The organism is Streptomyces sp. cg36, from assembly GCF_041080675.1.
Classification (GTDB): domain Bacteria; phylum Actinomycetota; class Actinomycetes; order Streptomycetales; family Streptomycetaceae; genus Streptomyces.
In genome coordinates, this window is the sequence record NZ_CP163520.1 from 7,475,478 (window position 1) to 7,493,490 (window position 18,013).

Sequence of the window (18,013 nt, forward strand, 5' to 3'; positions counted from 1 at the left end):
CACGGCCGTCGTCACGGCGGGCGCGGCCGGGGCGGCGGCGGTGGCCGTCGGCGGCGGAGCGGACGACGGGGGCCGCGGCCCCATGGCCAAGCCGCCCGCCACCGCCGAGGTCGTCCGCACCGACCTGGCGCAGAGCAAGACCGTCGACGGCCGCTTCGACTTCGCCCAGCGCCGTCCCGTCAAGGCGGCCGTGGAGGGCACGGTCACCGTCGCCGCCCGGCCCGGCCACACGGTACGGCGCGGGCAGGCGCTGTACGAACTCAACGACAAGCCCGTGACCCTGCTGTACGGGCAGGTGCCCGCCTTCCGCGCGATGAAGCCCGGCGACCGGGGCACCGACGTCCTCCAACTGGAGCGCAATCTGCGGGACATGGGCTTCGGCGGCGGTCTCTACGTGGACGTGCGCTACGACTCGGCGACCGAGGCGGCCGTCAAGCGCTGGCAGAAGTTCCTCAAGCGCGAACCGACCGGCAGGGTCGAGAAGGGGGACGTCGTCTTCCAGCCCCGCGAGGTCAAGGTCGTCGCCGCCGACGCGGCCCTCGCCGACCAGGTCGGCCCCGACAAGCCGGTGCTGACCGTCGCCTCCACCAAGCCCGTCGTACGCGCCCGGCTCGACCAGGGGGACACCGCGCTGGCCGTCCAGGGCGGCCGGGTCGAGATCACCCTGCCGGACGGGCGCACCGAGCCGGGCAAGGTCACCGGGACCGTCGCCGAACAGGGCTCCGAGGCGGGCTCCGGCCCGGGCAACGCCGGGATCACCGTCGAGGTCACCCTCGACAGCGGCGCGCGGGCGGTGCGGGACGAGGAGAGCAGGGCGACGGTGAGCGTCAGGTTCGTCAGCGAGAGCCGCAAGGGCGTCCTCGCGGTGCCGGTCGAGGCGGTCGTCCCGCTGCGCGGCGCGAACGGCGGCTACGGCCTCCAGGTCGTCAGCGGCGACACCAGCACCGTCGTGCCGGTCACCACCGGCATGACGGCCGACGGCAGGATCGAGGTCAGCGCCGACGGGCTGCGCCAGGGCATGAAGGTCGGGGTGGCCGCCCAGTGAGCCGCCCCGGCCCCCTCGTCCGGCTGACCGGCGCCACCAAGTCCTACCCGGGCGGGGTGTTCGCGCTGCGCGGCGTCGACCTGACCGTGGAGGCGGGCGAACTGCTCGCCGTCGTCGGCCCGTCCGGATCGGGCAAGTCCACGATGCTCAACCTCATGGGCACCCTCGACCGGCCCACCTCCGGCACCGTCCGGGTCGCCGGGCACGACGTCGCGGAGCTCGGCGACGCCCAGCTCTCCGCGCTGCGCGCCCGCCACATCGGCTTCGTCTTCCAGAACTTCCACCTGCCCGCCGGACGCGCCGCCGTGGAGTGCGTCGCCGACGGCCTGCTGTACGGGGGCGTCGCGGTCAAGGAGCGGCGGCGCCGGGCCCGTACCGCGCTGGAGGACGTGGGCCTCGGCCACCGGCTCGACCACCGTCCGCACGAGCTGTCCGGCGGCGAGAAGCAGCGGGTGGCCATCGCCCGCGCCCTGGTCGGGGCGCCCGACCTGCTGCTCGCCGACGAGCCGACCGGCGCCCTGGACACCGCCTCCGGACAGACCGTCATGGAACTGCTCCACCGGCTCAACGAGAACGGCACGACCATCTGCGTGATCACCCATGACAACGAGATCGCGGCCTCCCTGCCGCGCCGGGTCCGCTTCCGCGACGGCCTGGTCGTCTCCGACGTCTCCGCCCGGCCCGCCTCCGGCCCAGGCCACGACGGCGGCGCCCCGGCCCTGCGGGGTGCGTCATGACCGCCGCCCCGCCGCCGCCCGCCCCCGCTGAGCGCCTGCGGCCCGCCCGGCTCCGCGCGGGGGACGTCGTCCGCGTCGGCGCGGTCGGGCTGCGCGCCCGCCGGGCCAGGGTGGTGCTCTCCTCGCTGGGAGTGGCGATCGGCATCGCCACCCTGGTGGCCGTCGTCGGCCTGTCGACGTCCAGCCGGGCCGACCTGATGGCCCGCCTCGACCGGCTCGGCACCAATCTGCTCACCGCCGAGGCGGGCAAGGACGGCCTCGGCCACGAGGTCAGGTTCCCCAGGAACACCGTGGCCATGGTGGAGCGGCTCGCACCGGTGCGGCACGCCACCGCCACCGCCGACGTCGACGCCCGCATCCGGCGCAGCGACGTCGTCCCCGAGGAGCGCACCGCGGGCGTCACCGCGCAGGCGGTCCGCACGGACCTGCTGCGCGCGCTCAACGCCCGGGTGGGGGAGGGCAGATGGTTCGACGCGGCGAGCGAGCGGCTGCCCGTCACCGTGCTGGGCGCGCTCGCCGCCGAACGCCTCGGCATCACCGCCCCCGGCGCCAAGATCATGATGAACGACCGGTACGTGGTCGTCATCGGCATCCTGGCACCCATCGAACTCGCGCCCAACCTCGACCGGGTCGCGCTCGTCGGATTCCCGGCGGCGGAGCGCTACTTCGGCGCCGACGGGCGCCCCACCACCGTCTTCGAGCGCTCGACGGACGCCTCGGTGGAGGAGGTGCGCGCCGTCCTCGCCCGTACCGTCAACCCCGGCAACGAGGGCACGGTCAAGGTCTCCCGCCCCTCCGACGCGCTGGCCGCGAAGGCCGCCACCGACAAGGGCCTGACCACCCTGATGCTGGGGCTCGGGGCCATCGCCCTGCTGGTGGGGGGCGTCGGCATCGCCAACACGATGGTCGTCTCGGTGCTCGAACGCCGTCAGGAGATCGGGCTGCGCCGGGCGATCGGCGCCACCCGCAACGCCGTGCGGCTGCAGTTCCTCACCGAGTCGCTGCTGCTCTCCGCGCTGGGCGGGGTGGCCGGGGCGGTCCTCGGGGCGCTGGCCACCCACGCGTTCGCCGCCGTCCAGGGCTGGACCGCCGTCGTCCCCGTCCGGTCGCTGGCCGGAGGACTCGCCGCCACCCTCGTCATCGGGATGGCCGCGGGCCTCTACCCGGCCCAGCGCGCGGCCCGGCTGCCGCCCACGGTGGCGCTCCAGTCGCCGTGAGGCGTACGAAGGCGCTCAGCCGTCGTCCTGTACGGGCCGCAGCCGCAGCAGCAGCGCCGTGGCGGCGGCCAGCAGGGCGACGAAGCCGGTGAAGACCAGCCCCGCCGCGCGCAGTCCGAGCGTGACGGCCATGACGCCCACGCCGACCACGGGGATCGAGATCGCCACGTACAGCACCACGAAGAGCGCCGAGGTGATCTCCGCCCGCCGGTCGGCCGGGCTGCGCCGGCCCACCAGGGTGAGCCCGGCCCGGAACGCCAGGCCCTGCCCGCCGCCCGCCGCGACCGACCCCGCCACCAGCAGGGGCAGGGAGGCGGCGAGCAGCGCGGCGGCGATCAGCGCCATGCCCGCCACCAGCGCCACGCACCCGCCCGGCAGGGACCGGTGGACCCCGACGCGGTTCATCAGCAGCTGACCGGCGAGCGACGCGGCGAAGGCCGAGGAGACCACGGCGCCCGCCACCGCCGGGTCGCTCACCCCCACCACCTCGTGCAGGAAGGTCGGCGTCACCGAGGTGAACAGGCCGAGGGTCGCGAACCCGGCGAAGCCCGCCATGGCCGCCGGTACGAACACCGGGCTCACCGACGGCGGCACGCGCAGCCGCCGGGGGCGCCGCGTGCCGCCGCCGCGCTCCCGCACCGTCTCCGGGATCAGCAGGACGCCGACGACGGCCGGGGCCACGAGCGCCAGGTCCACCAGGAACACCTGCTGGAGGGGGTCCGGCGCGAACCGGGCGATCAGTCCGGCGAGCAGCGGGCCGCCGCCGAGTCCGCCCATGTTGGCGGCGGTGGCCACCAGCGTGGCCGACCCCGCCCGCTGCCGGGGCGCCAGCTCCACCACGGCCGCGGTCGCCGTCCCCGTGAACAGCCCCGCCGACAGCCCCGACAGCACCCGGCCCGCGAAGAGCCACGGCAGCCCGTGCTCGAAGAGGAAGCACAGCGCGCTGAGCGCCGACAGCACCAGCCCGGCCAGCAGCACCGGGCGCCTGCCCACGACGTCCGACAGCTGCCCCAGCAGGAGCAGCGCCACGATGACACCGACCGCGTACACGGCGAAGACCACGGTCACCGTGAGCGACGAGAAGCCCAACTCCCGCTGGTACAGGCCGTAGAGAGGGGTGGGCAGGGTCGTGCCGCACATGGCGACGGCGAACGCGTAGGCGGCCACGGCGTACGGCCAGGCCCGCCCGTCGGGGCGCTCGCGGGGGTCGGCGTCGTCCGCGCGGTGCGCGGCGGAGTGGTTGCTCACGGTGACTGCCTACCAGGAACGCCCGGCCGGGTCCGGATGCCCCGCGCGGCGCTGGTCACGACGGCCCAAGCGCCCGCCCGTGAACCTCCGCCCGCGAGCCCCGGTCCGTACCCCCCCCGCCCGCGAACCCTCGTCTGTGAATCCCCGCCCGCGCACCGTCGCGCACCCCGGCCGGGACCGGGCAGCGGGTCCGGGACCGGGTGGTGGGGCCGGGACGGGGCCGGGGCCTCATGCGTCCGGGGCCCGGGCGCGCCGACGGTGAAGGGGCGTCGGCCCGTCCTCGGGCCCGCGCCCGCCCGTCCGCCGCCCGGGCCCCGCCCGGTCTGCGAGGTGCCTCATGTACGCCTCCCGTTCCCGCGTGGCGCTGGACCGGAGCATCGGCTCCGGTCTCGCCCGCTTCCCGCTCCAGGTGCGCGCCGGTCCCGGCGCCTGGGCCGAGCTGACCCGTCTCGCGCGCTCCCTCGCGGCCGACCGCTTCCTGCTCGTGTGCGGGAGCGGCGTCCCGAGGGTCCACGTCGAGCGCGTGCTGCGCCACTTCGGCGCGGTCGCCCCCACCCGCGTGGTGGGGGCGTGCGGCCCCGGCGCGGTCGCGGCGGCCGACGACGTGGTGGTGGCCCTCGGCGGCACCGGGGTGATCGACGCCGCCGCCGGTCCGGCCGCGCACACCCGCCGGGGCCCGCTGCTGCTGCCGACCACCCTGCCCGCCGTCCTGGACGGCGCCCTGTCGCTGGTGGGCCCCGCCGGGCCGCGCCGCCGGCCGGTCCTGGTCCGCGCACAGCTGGAGCTCCTGGCCACCCTGACCCCCGAGGCCGTCAGGGCCGGGCTGTACGCGCTGGTCGGGAACGTGCTCGCGGTGTGCCCCGGCGCGTACGACCAGGTGTGCGCCCGGCTGCGCCCGGACGGCCGGTACACCCCGGAGACGCTGGCCTCCTTCATCGCGCTGTGCGCCGACGTACGCGCCGCCCTCACCTACTACGACCCGCTGGAGCAGGGCCCGGGCGGCGCACTGCGGTACGGGCACGAGGTGGCCGACGCGTTGAGCGTGCTCGGCGTCCCCCGCTACGGCGAGGCCGTCGCCCAGGGCCTGCTGGTAGCCGCCCGCTGCGCGCGCCGCGCGGGTCTGCTGGACGCCGCGGACGAGGCGGCGCACCGGGAGCTGGTGCGGCGCTGGGGCGTTCCCGACGTGCTCCTGCCGCCCGTCGCCGCGCACGACGTCCTGACGGCCCTGCGGCACCCCGCGCACGGCCCCGGCCCGGCCGGGGACACCGTCGCCATGGTGCTCCTGGACGGCCTGGGCCGCCCCCACGTCCGCGGTGGCCGCACCCTCACCGCCATCAGCGCGGACGTGCTGCGGTCCGGGCTGGCGGCGAGCGGGGCGACGGGCTCCGCCGTGCCCCGTCCCGGGCGGCCGGGACCGGACCGGGAGCCGGTCGGGACCGGCGCCTCATGCGTCCGGGGCGCCGGGACGCCGAGCGTGGTGAGCCAAGACACCGAACCGGCCCCGCCCGGGGCCGCACCTTCCGTGAGGAGCCTTCCGTGACCGCCCTGGCCCCCCGTTCCGCCCACCGCCTGTCCACCTCCGGCGAACCGGTCCGCTCCTGGACCGTGACCACCGCCAAACCCGTCCGCTACGAGGTGGGCTTCACCCCCGACGTACTGGACCCCGCCAACCCCGCCCTCGCGGGCGCCGGGGTCCCCGACGACGGCCCCGCGCCGCCCCGCCGCCTCCTCGTCGTGGAGACCACGGTCGACGGGCTGTACGGCGACCGGCTGCGCGCCTACGGCGCCGCGCGCGGACTGGACTTCGAGATCCACGTGCTCACCGCGCACGAACAGCTGAAGACGATGGACGCGGTCTTCTCGGTGGCGGAGGCGATGGACCGGTTCGGCATCGCCCGGCGCAGCGAGCCGGTCGTCGCCCTCGGCGGCGGCGTGCTCATGGACGTCGTCGGCCTGGCGTGCAGCCTCTACCGCCGCAGCACCCCCTACGTCCGCGTGCCCACCACGTTGATCGGGCTCGTCGACGCCGGGGTCGGCGCCAAGACCGGGGTGAACTTCGGACCCCACAAGAACCGGCTCGGCACCTACCACCCCGCCGCCCAGACGCTGCTTGACCCGAGGTTCCTGGCCACCCTCGGCCCGCGCCACCTGCGCAACGGCATGGCCGAGATCCTCAAGATCGCCCTGATCAAGGACCGCGAACTGTTCGCGCTGCTGGAGAAGGAAGGCGGCCGGCTGGTGGACCGGCGCTTCCAGGGCGGACGCGGCCTCGGCCTCCTCGTGCAGGAGGTCCTGGGCCGGGCCGTCCACGGAATGCTGGAGGAACTGCACGCCAACCTGTGGGAGAGCGAGCTGGAGCGCGTCGTCGACTACGGCCACTCGTTCAGCCCCACCCTGGAGATGCGGGCCCTGCCGGAGCTGCTGCACGGCGAGGCGGTCTGCCTGGACATGGCGCTGACCACGGTGATCGCCGAACGGCGCGGCCTGGTCCTGCCGGTCGAGCGCCGGCGGATCCTCGACGTGATGCGCGGCCTCGCGCTGCCGCTGTGGCACCGCCTGTGCGAACCCGGCGTCCTCGGCGAGGCACTGGCCGACACCGTCCGCCACCGCGACGGAAGCCAGCGGCTGCCGCTGCCCTTCGGCATCGGCGACGCCGTCTTCGTCGACGACGTGACCCCGGACGAACTCGTGTACGCGGCCGAGAAGTTGAAGGGATACGACACGGAGACGGAGGAGGGCGGCCATGCGTGAGGCAGTCGTCGTCGCCACCGTCGACGAGCCCGCCGACGTCTACGGCGTGCACGCCGCCCACGGCCACTCCCGCTGGACGTGCCTGGCCCGGCGCACCGGGCTGCACGGCCGGTGGGAAGCGGTCGAGTGGGCGTGGCTGCCCCCGGGCGGCGTCAGCGGGGAGCACCGGCACTCCCGCACCCAGGAGCTGTACTTCGTGCTCCAGGGGCAGGGCGAGATCACCCTCGACGGCCGCCCGTACCCCGTCCGCCCCCGCACGGCGGTCCTCACCGCGCTGGGCCGCCGCCACGGTCTGCGCAACACCGGTGCACAGCCGCTGTCCTGGCTGGTCGTCGAAGTTCCGGCCAGGTCGACCCCAACGAAGGAGACCGCCATGCGACCCCCGCCCGGCACCGCCCGCGGCGCCGACGCCGTCATCCCCGACCTGTACGAGAACGGGCCGGTGGACGCCGCCACCGTGCTCGGCGGGCCCCTGCGCACCGTACGGGTGAGCCGGCTGCTCCCCGCCGCGACCGAGGAGCTCAGCGCCCGCGACGTCGAGCACACCGTGTACGTCACCGGCGGCGCCGGGACCGCCCGCAGCGGAACGACGAGCGTGCCGCTGCGCGCCGGGGTCTCGCTGACCCTGCCCCTGGGCACCGACGTCCGGCTGCGGGCCGGCGGCGACGGCCTCGAATACTTCCACGCCGTCCTGGACGTGCCCGGAGAGGAGCACCCGTGATCGTCAACGCGAGCCGCCGTCCCACCACGCTGCACCACGGCGGCCAGGAGTCCATCCGCATCCGCACGCTGGCCCGGCGCGGCATGCTGCACAGCGAGTGCGAAGCCGTCGACGTGGTCGGCCTGGCGCCCCACACCCACTACGACCTGGTCGGCCGCGGAGGCACCGAAGCGGCCTGGTACGTCCTGCGCGGCCCCCTCGCCCTGCACCGCACCGGTGCGCGGGCCACCGCGCTGGCCACCGGCGACCTGGTCCTGGCCCGCACGGGGCAGGACGTGCTGCTGCGGGCCGGACCGGACGGCGCCGAACTGCTCTGTCTCACCGTCACACCGCCCGCCGTCACCCGCCACCTCCCGCCCCGCACCCCCGACACCACCAAGGAACGGCCATGACCAGCCCCGCCGCCACCCCCGCCACCGGACGGCCGCGCCCGCCGGGCGTGAGCGCCGTGCACCACATCGCCTTCACCGTGCCCGACCTCGACGAGGCGGTCGACTTCTTCACCGAGGTGCTGGGCGCCGAAACCGCGTACCGCACCGGGCCGATCGCCACCCCCGGCAGCGACTGGATGCACCGCCAGCTCGGCGTCCACCCGCGGGCCACCGCGCACATCGCCATGCTGCGCCTGGGCCCCACCCTCAACCTCGAACTCTTCGCGTACACCGGCCCCGGCCGGCGGCGGCGGATGCCCGGCAACAGCGACTGGGGCGGACACCACCTCGCCCTGTGGACCGACGACTTCGACGCGAGCGTCCGCCATCTCACCGCGACCCCCGGCGTACGGATGCTCGGTGAGCCGCAGCGGGTCGGGGAGGGGCCCATCCGCGGCACCCGGTGGGTGTACTTCACCACTCCCTGGGGCCTGCACATCGAACTCGTCCACGCCCCGGACCACCTGCCCTACCAGGACCACACCGACGTACGCCTCTACCAGCCGCCCAACCCGCGGGAAGGGAGAGGGAGATGACCGGCATCTGGGGACCGGGCACCCCGCCCGTCGTCCGCGCCGACGCCGCCCACTACGACGCCGACGTCCTCGTGATCGGCTCCGGCGCCGGGGGAGCGACCACCGCGTGGGCGCTCGCGGACACCGGCGCACGCGTCCTGGTCGTCGAACGAGGCGGCTTCCTGCCGCGCGAGGGCGCCAACTGGTCGCCGCAGGCCGTCTTCGGCGACGGCCGCTACCGCAACGCCGAGACCTGGCACACCACCGACGGCACCCCCTTCACCCCCGCCGCCCACTACTACGTCGGCGGCACCACCAAGGTGTACGGGGCGAGCCTGCCCCGGCTGCGCGAGAGCGACTTCGACGCCGTCGACCACCTGGACGGCACCTCCCCGTCCTGGCCCTTCGACTACGCCGAACTGGAGCCGTACTACGCCGAGGCCGAGCGGCTGTACCGGGTGCACGGCCAGGACGGGCACGACCCGACCGAGCCAGCCCGCTCGGGCCCCTACCCCCATCCGCCCGTCGCCCACTCCGCCCGCATCGCCGAACTCGACCAGCGCCTGCGCGACCAGGGGCTCCACCCCCATCCGCTGGAGCTGGGCGTCGACCTCGCCGAGGACGGATCCTGTGTGCGCTGCGGCACCTGCGACGGCTTCCCGTGCCGCCTCGGCGCCAAGAGCGACGCGGAGACCCGCGCCCTGCGCCCCGCCCTGCGCACCCCCTCGGTGCGGCTGCTCACCCACACCTACGTCTCGCGGCTGCGCACCGACCGGTCCGGGCGCCGCGTCACGGCCGTCGAGGCCGTCCGCAACGGCCACCGCGTCACCCTCACCGCCGGTACGGTCGTGGTGTCCTGCGGGGCCGTCAACTCCGCGGCCCTGCTGCTCCGTTCGGCCTGCGGCAGCCACCCCGACGGGCTGGCCAACGGCAGCGGCCAGGTGGGACGCAACCTGATGCTGCACCACAACAGCGTGCTGATGGCCGTCGACCCGAGGCGGCGCAACCCCGCCGTCTTCCAGAAGACCCTCGCCGTCAACGACTTCTACCGGGCGGGCGCGCACACCCCCCACCCGCTGGGCAACCTCCAGCTGATGGGCAAGGTGTACCCGGCGGCCATGGCGGGCGCCCATCCGCGCGTGCCGGGCCGGATCCTGGGCGCGCTCGCGGCGCACAGCGTCGACTGGTGGCTCATCTCGGAGGACCTGCCCCGCCCGGAGAACCGGGTGCTGCTCGGCCCCGGCGGCGGAGTCACCCTCGACTGGCACCCGGTCAACGCCCGCGCCCACCGGCAGTTGGTGCGGCAAGGGGCCCGCATGATGCGCCGGGCCGGCTACCCGCTGGTCCTGACCCACCGCATGGGCGTCGAGCACACCGGCCACCAGTGCGGGACGACCGTCGCCGGCCACGACCCCGCCCGCTCGGTCCTCGACCCGTACTGCCGCAGCCACGAGGTGGCCAACCTGTTCGTCGTCGACGGCGGTTTCTTCCCCTCCTCGGCCGCCGTCAACCCGACCCTCACCATCGCCGCGCAGGCCCTGCGCACGGCCCGGCGGGGCGCCCTCCTGCCCTGACCCGAAACCCCCGCCGACCCCACGAAACAGCGAGGAAGAGAAACCATGTCACTGCACCGCCTGTCCTCCGTCACCATCGGCGTGCCCGACCCCGCCGCGACGGCCCCGTACTACAGCGAACTCGGCCTGCGGGCGGACGGCGACGGCTGGTTCGCCACCCGCGACGGGGGCCGCCAGCTCCGCATCGTGCGGGCGCCGACCCGGCGGCTGGTCGAGATGCGCGTCGGCGTCGACGACCCCGACGACCTGGCCGCCGCCGCCGCGCGCCTGGCCCGCATGGGCATCCCCGCGCTGCCCGGGCCGGGTCCGAGCCTGAGCGCGGCCGACCCCGTCACCGGGGCCCGCGCCGTGCTCCAGCTCGAACCGCGCCCCACGCCCCCGCCGACGCCCCCGACCCCGTACAACGGACCCGGCCGCACCGAGCGCACCGGCGGCCGGGCGCCCGGAGTCACGCGCGGCGAACGCGTCCGGCCCAGCAAACTGGGGCACGCCGTCCTCGGCACCCCCGACCCGCACCGGACCGCGGCCTTCTTCGCCGACGGCCTCGGCTTCAAGGTGAGCGACTCACTGGGCGAGGCGGGCTCGTTCCTGCGCTGCACCACCGACCACCACAACATCCTGGTCCTGCGGGCCCCCGTCCCGTTCCTGCACCACACGTCCTGGCAGGTCGACGACGTGGACGACATCGGGCGCGGCGCGATGGCCATGCTGGAGGACCATCCCGAGCGCCACATCTGGGGCTTCGGCCGCCACTTCATCGGCTCGAACTTCTTCTGGTACCTCAAGGACCCGGCGGGCAACTTCACGGAGTACTACTCCGACATGGACTGCATCGTCGACGACCAGCTGTGGGACCCGGAGGTCTTCGACGTCAACGAGAGCTTCTTCAGCTGGGGGCAGCCGCCCCCGCCCTCGTGGATCGCGCCGGAGGACATGGCGGCGCTGATGACCGGCACCCACCGGGCCTGACGGCCGCCCCGCCCCGGCGCCGTGCCGACGGCGCCGGAGCGAGCAACAAAACGCGAGATCGTCCCGGGCGGCCGTTAACGTCGCCCTGTGAGCCAAGAAGACGAGGACGCCGCCGTGCCCCGTGTCCTGATCGTCGACGACCACCCGCTCTTCCGCAGCGGTCTCAAGGCCGCGCTGGAGAGCACCGGCGCGACCGACGTCGTCGCCGAGGCCGCCACCGCCGCCGAGGCGCTGGAGGCCGTGGCCCACCGCGTCCCCGACGTCGTCGTCATGGACCTGGCCCTCCCCGACGCCTCCGGCATCGACGTGACCCGGCAGCTCGCCTCGCTCCACCCCGGCCTGCCGGTCCTGATGCTGACCATGTCCGACGACGACGGGAGCCTGCTGGCCGCGCTCCAGGCCGGTGCCCGCGGCTATCTGGTCAAGGGCGCGGGCGCGGGAGAGGTGCTGCACGCGGTCCGCACGGTGGCCGCCGGGGGCGCGGTCTTCGGCCCCGGGACCGCGGAGCGGCTCACCGCCCTGCTGACCGAGGGGCGCCGCCACGACGCCGAGCAGCTGTTCCCGGCGCTCACCTCCCGCGAGGCGGAGGTGCTGGAGCTCATCGCGCGCGGGCTGGACAACCGGCGCGTCGCCCGGCAACTGGTGCTGTCCGAGAAGACGGTCCGCAACCACGTCACGCACATCTTCGACAAGCTCCAGGTGACCACCCGCGCCGAGGCCGTGGCCAGGGCGCGGGACGCGGGCCTGGGGGACGAGGACTGAAGGAGCGCGCTCCGATGGACGAGGCGGGATCCGTACGGGGCGGGCGCTCCGCCCTGGCCTTCGCCGCGTACGGGCTGACCCTCGCCTCCGCCGTGACCTGGGCCGTCCTGGCGCTGGCCCATCTGGACGACACCCGTCTGACGCCGTTCATCGTGCCGCGCGGCGTCCCGGTCGTGGCCGCCACCGGAGTCGTCCTGCTGGGCGCCTTCATGACGGCCCATCGCCCCCGGAGCGTGCTGGGCCCCCTCCTGGTCGCGACCGGGGCGGTCAACGTGCTGGCGGAGGCGGGCCTCATCGCCGCCGTGGTCCTCGACGCGCCGCACGGCGCGGGCGCCACCCTGACCGTCCTCGCCAGGCTCTCGTACGCACTGGGCGCCTTCACCTTCTACGTACTGCCGCTGTACCTGCCCGGCGGGGAACTCCCGCGCCACCGGGTGTGGCGGCCCTATCTGGTGCTCGTCGCCGTCTGGAGCCTGCTGCAGGCGTACACCGACCCCGCGCGCACCTACACCCTGCCCGACCCGCTGGGCGGCGGCGCCTGGCAGCGGGTGCGGACGGCCCTGCTCGGCCACCTCCCCGTCGTGGCCCTCACCACCGCCTTCCTGGTGACCGGGCTCACGGTGCTGGCCGTGCGCTGGTGGCGGGCCCCCGACCGGCGGCAGATCATCCCGGTGCTGCCGTACGTGCTGTGGCTGGTGTTCCTCTACGTCGACCGGCTCGCCCCGCCCTCGGGCGCCCTGTGGTCGTACGCGTACGCCGTGGCGTTCCTGTGGCCGTTCTGCGCGATCTACGCCATCAGCCGCGACCGCTCCGCCCAACTGGACCGCGCCACCCGCAAGTTGCTCGCCTCGCTGCTGCTCACCGCCGCGCTGATCGCCGTGTACACCCTCGTCTCGCTGCTGGCCCTGCGCTCCCTGCCCGGCGGGCTGAGCACCCAGGCCCTGGTGTCGGGCGCCGTGGGCCTCGCCTTCGGGGCGCTGCTCTACCCCGCCGCCCGGCTGGCCGCACGCGTGGTGGACCGCGTCTACTACGGCGACCGCGCCCGCCCGTACCACGTGGTGCGCGCGCTCTCGAAACGGCTCAGCCGGGCCGCCGCGCCCGCCCAGGCCCCCCGGCTGCTGTGCGACACGGTGGTGACCACCCTGAACCTGCCCGGGGCCGAGGTCGTCGTCGACACCCGCGGCGGCCCGCGCACCCTGGCCGCCGCCGGGGAGCCGGTCTTGGACGCCTATGCCTTCCCGCTCACCTACGAGGGCCATGCGGTGGGCCGGCTGCGGGTCACGCCGAGGGCGGGGCAGCGGGCGCTGGACCGCCAGGACCAGGAGGTGCTGCGCTCCCTCGCCGACCAGGCGTCCCCCGCGCTCGCCTCCGCGCGCCTCTACGAGGACCTGCGGGCGGCCCGCGAACGCCTGGTGGTGAGCCGGGAGGAGGCCCGCCGCACGCTCCGCCACGACCTGCACGACAGCCTGGGCCCCGCGCTGTCGGGCGCCCGCCTCCAGATCGACACCGCCCGCTACGCCGTACCGGACGGCTCCCGGGCCGCCCGGCCGCTGGAGACCGCCTCCGAGGGCATCGGGGAGGCCATCGCGGAACTGCGCCGCATCGCCGCCGGACTCGCCCCGGCCGCCCTCGACCGCAACGGCCTCGGCGGTGCGCTGCGCCAGCTCGCGGACCGGTTCGGCCAGCGCCTCGCGGTCGACGTGCGCTTCGCCCCCGACCCCCTGCCGGGACTCCCGGCGGCCGTGGAGGTGGCGGTGTACCTCATCGGCGGCGAGGCGCTGAACAACGTGGTGCGGCACTCCGGGGCCGGCGCGGCCGTGCTGAGCGTGCGGGTGGCGCCCGACGAGGTGGCGGTCGAGATCAGCGACGACGGGCTCGGCGCGCCGGAGCACACCACCGGCGAGGGGGTGGGCATCCGCTCCATGCGGGAGCGGGCGGCCGAACTCGGCGGCCGGTTCACCCTGGAGTGCGGCCCCGACGGCGGCACGGTGGTGCGGGCGGTGTTCCCGCCGGTGGCGGGCCCGTTCCCGGGGTGAGGCGCGAACGGCCGCCGGGCGCTGGCCCGTTCGGGTGATGTGGACCGTCGGGGCCGCGGCGCCCGGGTAGATGCTCCTCATGGCCATCACACGCCGCCTGCTCGCCCCCGTGCTCCTCGCACTCGTCACCCTGCTCGCCTCCGCCGCCCTCCCGGCCCGGGCGGGTGCGCGCGGGAGCGGGGACCCGGCCGTCGTCACCACGGACGCGGGGCCGGTGCGCGGTGTGCTCACCGACCGCGGACGCTCCTTCCTCGGGATCCCGTTCGCCGCGCCGCCGGTGGGGCAGCTGCGCTGGCGGCCACCCGGCCCGGTGACCCCGTGGACCGCCGTGCGCGACGCCGGGCACTTCGCCGGCGCGTGTGCCCAGCAGGCCCGGCCGGTGCTCGGCACGGCCGAGGTCACCAACGAGGACTGCCTCTACCTGAACGTCTTCACCCCGCCCGGCGACAGCGCCGGCAAACCGGTCCTGGTGTGGTTCCACGGCGGCTCCTTCGTCTCCGGCACCGCCGCCCACTACGACGCGTCCCGGCTGGCCCGCGCGGGCGGCCTGGTCGTGATCACCGCCAACTACCGGCTGGGCGCCTTCGGCTTCCTCGCCCACCCCGGGCTCACCGCCGAGGCCCCGGGCTCCGGGTCGGGGGACTACGGCCTGCTGGACCAGCAGGCCGTGCTCCGCTGGATCCGGGCCAACGCGGCGGCGTTCGGCGGCGACCCCGCGAACGTCACCGCGGCCGGTCAGTCCGCGGGCGGTCTCAGCGTCTGCGGCCATCTGGCCGCGCCCGGCTCGCGCGGTCTGTTCGCCCGGGCCGTCATCCAGAGCGCCCCGTGCGGGGTGGCCGCCCGGCCGGCCGCGGAGGCCGCCTCCACCGGCACGTCCTTCGCGCGGGGCGCGGGCTGCCGGGGCGACGCGGCCGAGGTCGTGGCGTGTCTGCGCGGCAAGCCGGCCGCGGAGCTGCTCAAGGTCAAGGTCAGCGGCGCGTCCCCGTGGTGGCCGGTCTCGGGTACGCCGGTGCTGCCGGTGCCGCCCGGACAGGCCATCGCGGCGGGGGCGCACGCCCGGGTCCCGGTCCTGGTCGGCAGCGCGCTGGACGAGGGCACGATCGGCACGCTGATCGTCGAGTCGGCCGGGGTGCGGCTGAACGCCGTCACCTATCCGATCCTCCTCTCCACCCTCTTCAAGCGGGACGGCCTGCGGGTCGCCGCGCAGTATCCGGCCTCCCGGTTCGGCAACGACCACCGCCGGGCCTTCGCCACCGCCTTCGGCGACTACCTCGTCTCCTGCCCGACCCAGGAGGCGGCGCGCCAACTGGCCGCCGCCACACCGGGCCGCGTCTTCGCGTACGAGTTCGCCGACCGCTCCGCGCCCGTCCTCTACCCCGCGCCGAGCGGCTTCCCGCTGGGCGCCTACCACGGCTCGGAGATCCCCTACCTCTTCGACTACCTGGCCGCGGGCGAGGTCCGGCTCGACCCCGCCCAGACGCGGCTGTCGCAGACCATGACCGGCCTGTGGTCGCGGTTCGCGGCGACCGGGGACCCCGCCGACTGGCCGCCCACGCAGGCGGACCCGTACGTTCCGCTCTCCCTGGCCCCCGACGCGGTCGCACCCCGTACGGACTACGACAGCGGCCACCAGTGCCCGTTCTGGGCCACCGTGGCCCGCCCCACCTCCCAGGGCCCGCTCCTGGCCGCGGGCTTCGGGGCGAGCCGGTCGGTCCCCGAGGGGCCCTGAGCCGCTGGTACCGGGCCCTTTGATGGGCCGCTCGTCGGTATAGGTCGGCGACCGTCATATAGTGGTGCCGTGAGGGGCGGCTCCCGCCGCGTCCGCGTCCCCCCGCGCGCGCGAGGGCGCCGCCCCGTCACGCAACCGGAGCCACCCGAGCGGCTGGAGTCTGCCTTGGCCAGTAAGAAGAACCTCGTAGCCAACCGCGCGAGCCTCGTGCACAAGGTCCGTTACGCGGCGGCCAGTCCGCACCGCATCGCGCCGTATCTGAAGCGGGCCGCACGCGACCGCTGGCTGTCGTTCAAGCACCCCGACCACGTGGCCTACTACCGGGCCGTCATGGCCTCCGACACCCGCCGCAACCCGGAGGCCGCCGTCGGCAGCCAGACGCACGACCGCTGGCTGGCGCTCGGGCAGATGCAGTTCGACTACCTGCTCGGCCACGGCCTGGGGCCCGGCGCCCGCATGCTCGACATCGGCTGCGGCAACCTGCGGGCGGGCTGGCGCTTCATCGACTACCTCGACGAGGGCCACTACTACGGCATCGACATATCGCCCGACATCCTGATCGCCGCCAAGGAGACGCTCACCTCCCAGGGGCTGCAGAGCAAGGTGCCGCACCTGACCATCACGCGGAACCTGACCCTGGACTTCCTGCCCGACGGACACTTCGACGTCGTGCACGCCCACAGCGTCTTCTCGCACTCGCCGCTGCACGTGATCGACGAGTGCCTCGCCCACGTGGGCCGGGTGCTCGCCCCCGGAGGCTTCTTCGACTTCACCTTCGACCGCACCACCGGCACCGAACACCAGGTGCTGCGCGAGGACTTCTACTACCGCACGGAGACCCTGATCGCCCTGGCCGCGCGGCACGGGCTGACCGCGCGCTTCATGGACGACTGGGAGAAGCTCGGCCACGGCCAGTCGAAGATCCGCGTCAGCGCGGGCTGAAGGGCCCGCGCTTCGAGCGCCACGGTCCGCGCGTCGGCGCACCGGCCGCTCCTCCCCGTACGACTTCCGTACGGGGAGGAGCGGCCGGTGCGCGGCGGCGGGCGCTCAGGCGGAGCTCGCCGTGCCCGAGTCGCCGCGGCGGCGCAGCCGCAGCGCCACGGCGGCGACGGCGAGGGTGGCGGTCAGGGGGAGCAGGGTGTCCTGGTCCACGGTCCCGGCGCACAGGCCCATCCCCAGGAACGACAGGGCGGCGAGAACGAGCCGGCCGGGCGTGCGGATGCCCGACCACGCCGAGCGGTGGACCAGGGCGAGCGTGAGCAGCGGCGTGCCGAAGCGCCAGGGCAGCAGCAGGCCCGGCGCGCCCGGGTCGAGCAGCGCCAGGATGCCGGCGCACAGCGGCACCCAGAGCATCAGCGCCACGGTTCCGGTGGCGGTGCGGACGCGGGGCGGCGGGCGCAGGTCCGGCGGGCAGGCCAGTGGCAGGGCGGCGATCGCGACCGGGACCAGCAGATAGGGCCAGGCGATCGCGGGCAGGGGCCGCGGGCCCGACAGCATCACCCCGAGGAAGGCGGTCGTGGCCCCCGCCATGCCCAGCAGCGCACACCGCGCCCCGGAGGCGAACCGCCCGCAGAGCGCGGCCACCGCCCCCATCAGGGCCAGCAGATAGCAGCCGGTGGTGAGGTAGCTCAGCGGCACCATGAAGTCGGGGTTCTGGCTGCCGTACCAGTCGGCGAGGGTGCCGACGACGTTGAACGACGCGTACGCGGCGGTGGCGGCGAGGGCGAACGGCGCCGTGGCCGCGAACAGGCGCCCGCCCCGGTGCGCCGAGCCGAGGCGCAGCCGCAGCCGCGAAGCGTGGGCCGCGATGTCCGCCGCCTCGCGCAGCCGCGTGTACGGGCCCGCGCCCTCGGTCGCCTCGCGGTACGCCTCGGTCATCTCCGCGCCGAACTCGTGGCGGAAGTCCGCCGGATACAGCCGCAGCAGCCAGGAGGTCACGCGGGGGCCGTCCCGCCGTGCGCGCCCAGGCGGCGGGTGGCCTCGCGCGCGGTGGCGGCGATCCGCCGCGCCTCGGCCGCCAGGCTCTGCCGTCCGGCGGCGGTCAGCGTGTAGCTGCGGCGCAGCCGGCTGTCCACGATCTCTTCCTGGTGCACCTCGATCAGGCCCTGCTGGAGCAGCCGGTCGAGGGCGCCGTAGAGCGTGCCGGTGCGCATCTTGACCCGCCCGTCGGAGATCTTCTCCACTTCGCGCGCGATGGCGTAGCCGTGCCGGGGTTCGTCCGCCAGGGCGGTCAGAAGGAGCAGGGTGGGTTCCTGCATGGCGCGATCGGTCATCCGGC

17 protein-coding genes are annotated in these 18,013 nt (G+C 75.5%); 14 read left to right on the forward strand and 3 right to left on the reverse strand.

The genetic code is table 11. From position 1 onward, the window contains the following. The first annotated feature begins 82 nt into the window (after window positions 1-82). The 3 genes from AB5J87_RS33010 to AB5J87_RS33020 are packed head-to-tail and all read left to right on the forward strand — an operon-like array spanning window position 83 to window position 2,999. Window positions 83-1,045, forward strand: coding sequence for a peptidoglycan-binding protein (locus AB5J87_RS33010; RefSeq protein ID WP_369383744.1), 963 nt, complete (start codon window positions 83-85; stop codon window positions 1,043-1,045). Then, window positions 1,042-1,782 carry an ABC transporter ATP-binding protein gene (locus tag AB5J87_RS33015; RefSeq protein ID WP_369382196.1) on the forward strand — a complete coding sequence of 247 codons (741 nt, stop codon included), beginning with the start codon at window positions 1,042-1,044 and terminating at the stop codon, window positions 1,780-1,782. The genes AB5J87_RS33010 and AB5J87_RS33015 overlap by 4 nt, the downstream gene beginning before the upstream one ends. Next, window positions 1,779-2,999 (forward strand): ABC transporter permease, encoded by a 1,221-nt coding sequence (locus tag AB5J87_RS33020; protein ID WP_369382198.1) that lies wholly within the window; start codon window positions 1,779-1,781, stop codon window positions 2,997-2,999. The genes AB5J87_RS33015 and AB5J87_RS33020 overlap by 4 nt, the downstream gene beginning before the upstream one ends. A 15-nt stretch (window positions 3,000-3,014) precedes the next feature. Here AB5J87_RS33020 and AB5J87_RS33025 read toward each other — a convergent pair whose 3' ends face one another. Continuing rightward, window positions 3,015-4,247, reverse strand: coding sequence for an MFS transporter (locus AB5J87_RS33025; RefSeq protein ID WP_369382200.1), 1,233 nt, complete (start codon window positions 4,245-4,247; stop codon window positions 3,015-3,017). A 337-nt stretch (window positions 4,248-4,584) separates the two neighbouring features. On the opposite strand from AB5J87_RS33025, the gene AB5J87_RS33030 reads away from it, so the two are divergent. From AB5J87_RS33030 to AB5J87_RS33080, 11 genes are all read left to right on the forward strand, one after another. After that, window positions 4,585-5,787 (forward strand): hypothetical protein, encoded by a 1,203-nt coding sequence (locus AB5J87_RS33030; protein ID WP_369382202.1) that lies wholly within the window; start codon window positions 4,585-4,587, stop codon window positions 5,785-5,787. Further along, a complete protein-coding gene (locus AB5J87_RS33035) occupies window positions 5,784-6,998 on the forward strand; it encodes a sedoheptulose 7-phosphate cyclase (protein WP_369382205.1) in 1,215 nt (404 codons plus the stop codon). Before AB5J87_RS33030 ends, AB5J87_RS33035 begins: the two co-directional genes overlap by 4 nt. Further along, window positions 6,991-7,719 (forward strand): cupin domain-containing protein, encoded by a 729-nt coding sequence (locus tag AB5J87_RS33040; protein WP_369382208.1) that lies wholly within the window; start codon window positions 6,991-6,993, stop codon window positions 7,717-7,719. The genes AB5J87_RS33035 and AB5J87_RS33040 overlap by 8 nt, the downstream gene beginning before the upstream one ends. Next, the gene (locus AB5J87_RS33045) at window positions 7,716-8,111 is read left to right on the forward strand and encodes a hypothetical protein (protein ID WP_369382211.1); all 396 of its coding nucleotides are present in this window, start codon (window positions 7,716-7,718) and stop codon (window positions 8,109-8,111) included. The genes AB5J87_RS33040 and AB5J87_RS33045 overlap by 4 nt, the downstream gene beginning before the upstream one ends. Beyond that, on the forward strand, window positions 8,108-8,686 hold the full coding sequence (locus AB5J87_RS33050; protein WP_369382212.1) for a VOC family protein: 579 nt from the start codon (window positions 8,108-8,110) through the stop codon (window positions 8,684-8,686). Before AB5J87_RS33045 ends, AB5J87_RS33050 begins: the two co-directional genes overlap by 4 nt. Beyond that, window positions 8,683-10,239 carry an FAD-dependent oxidoreductase gene (locus AB5J87_RS33055; RefSeq protein WP_369382214.1) on the forward strand — a complete coding sequence of 519 codons (1,557 nt, stop codon included), beginning with the start codon at window positions 8,683-8,685 and terminating at the stop codon, window positions 10,237-10,239. The genes AB5J87_RS33050 and AB5J87_RS33055 overlap by 4 nt, the downstream gene beginning before the upstream one ends. A gap of 45 nt (window positions 10,240-10,284) precedes the next feature. After that, window positions 10,285-11,208, forward strand: coding sequence for a VOC family protein (locus tag AB5J87_RS33060; protein WP_369382216.1), 924 nt, complete (start codon window positions 10,285-10,287; stop codon window positions 11,206-11,208). 87 nt (window positions 11,209-11,295) lie between these two features. After that, window positions 11,296-11,970 carry a response regulator gene (locus AB5J87_RS33065; RefSeq protein ID WP_369382219.1) on the forward strand — a complete coding sequence of 225 codons (675 nt, stop codon included), beginning with the start codon at window positions 11,296-11,298 and terminating at the stop codon, window positions 11,968-11,970. Window positions 11,971-11,984: 14 nt separating this feature from the next. Beyond that, entirely contained in the window at window positions 11,985-14,006 is a 2,022-nt protein-coding gene (locus AB5J87_RS33070) for an ATP-binding protein (protein WP_369382221.1), read from the forward strand. Between the two features lie 79 nt (window positions 14,007-14,085). After that, window positions 14,086-15,735, forward strand: a complete 1,650-nt coding sequence (locus AB5J87_RS33075; RefSeq protein ID WP_369382224.1) for a carboxylesterase/lipase family protein — start codon at window positions 14,086-14,088, stop codon at window positions 15,733-15,735. 165 nt (window positions 15,736-15,900) lie between these two features. Next, on the forward strand, window positions 15,901-16,677 hold the full coding sequence (locus AB5J87_RS33080) for a class I SAM-dependent methyltransferase (RefSeq protein WP_369382226.1): 777 nt from the start codon (window positions 15,901-15,903) through the stop codon (window positions 16,675-16,677). 105 nt (window positions 16,678-16,782) lie between these two features. Here AB5J87_RS33080 and AB5J87_RS33085 read toward each other — a convergent pair whose 3' ends face one another. Next, entirely contained in the window at window positions 16,783-17,673 is an 891-nt protein-coding gene (locus AB5J87_RS33085; protein ID WP_369382228.1) for a hypothetical protein, read from the reverse strand. Continuing rightward, window positions 17,670-18,008: a PadR family transcriptional regulator gene (locus tag AB5J87_RS33090; RefSeq protein WP_369382231.1), complete on the reverse strand. Its 339-nt coding sequence runs from the start codon at window positions 18,006-18,008 to the stop codon at window positions 17,670-17,672. The genes AB5J87_RS33085 and AB5J87_RS33090 overlap by 4 nt, the downstream gene beginning before the upstream one ends. Window positions 18,009-18,013 lie beyond the last annotated feature (5 nt).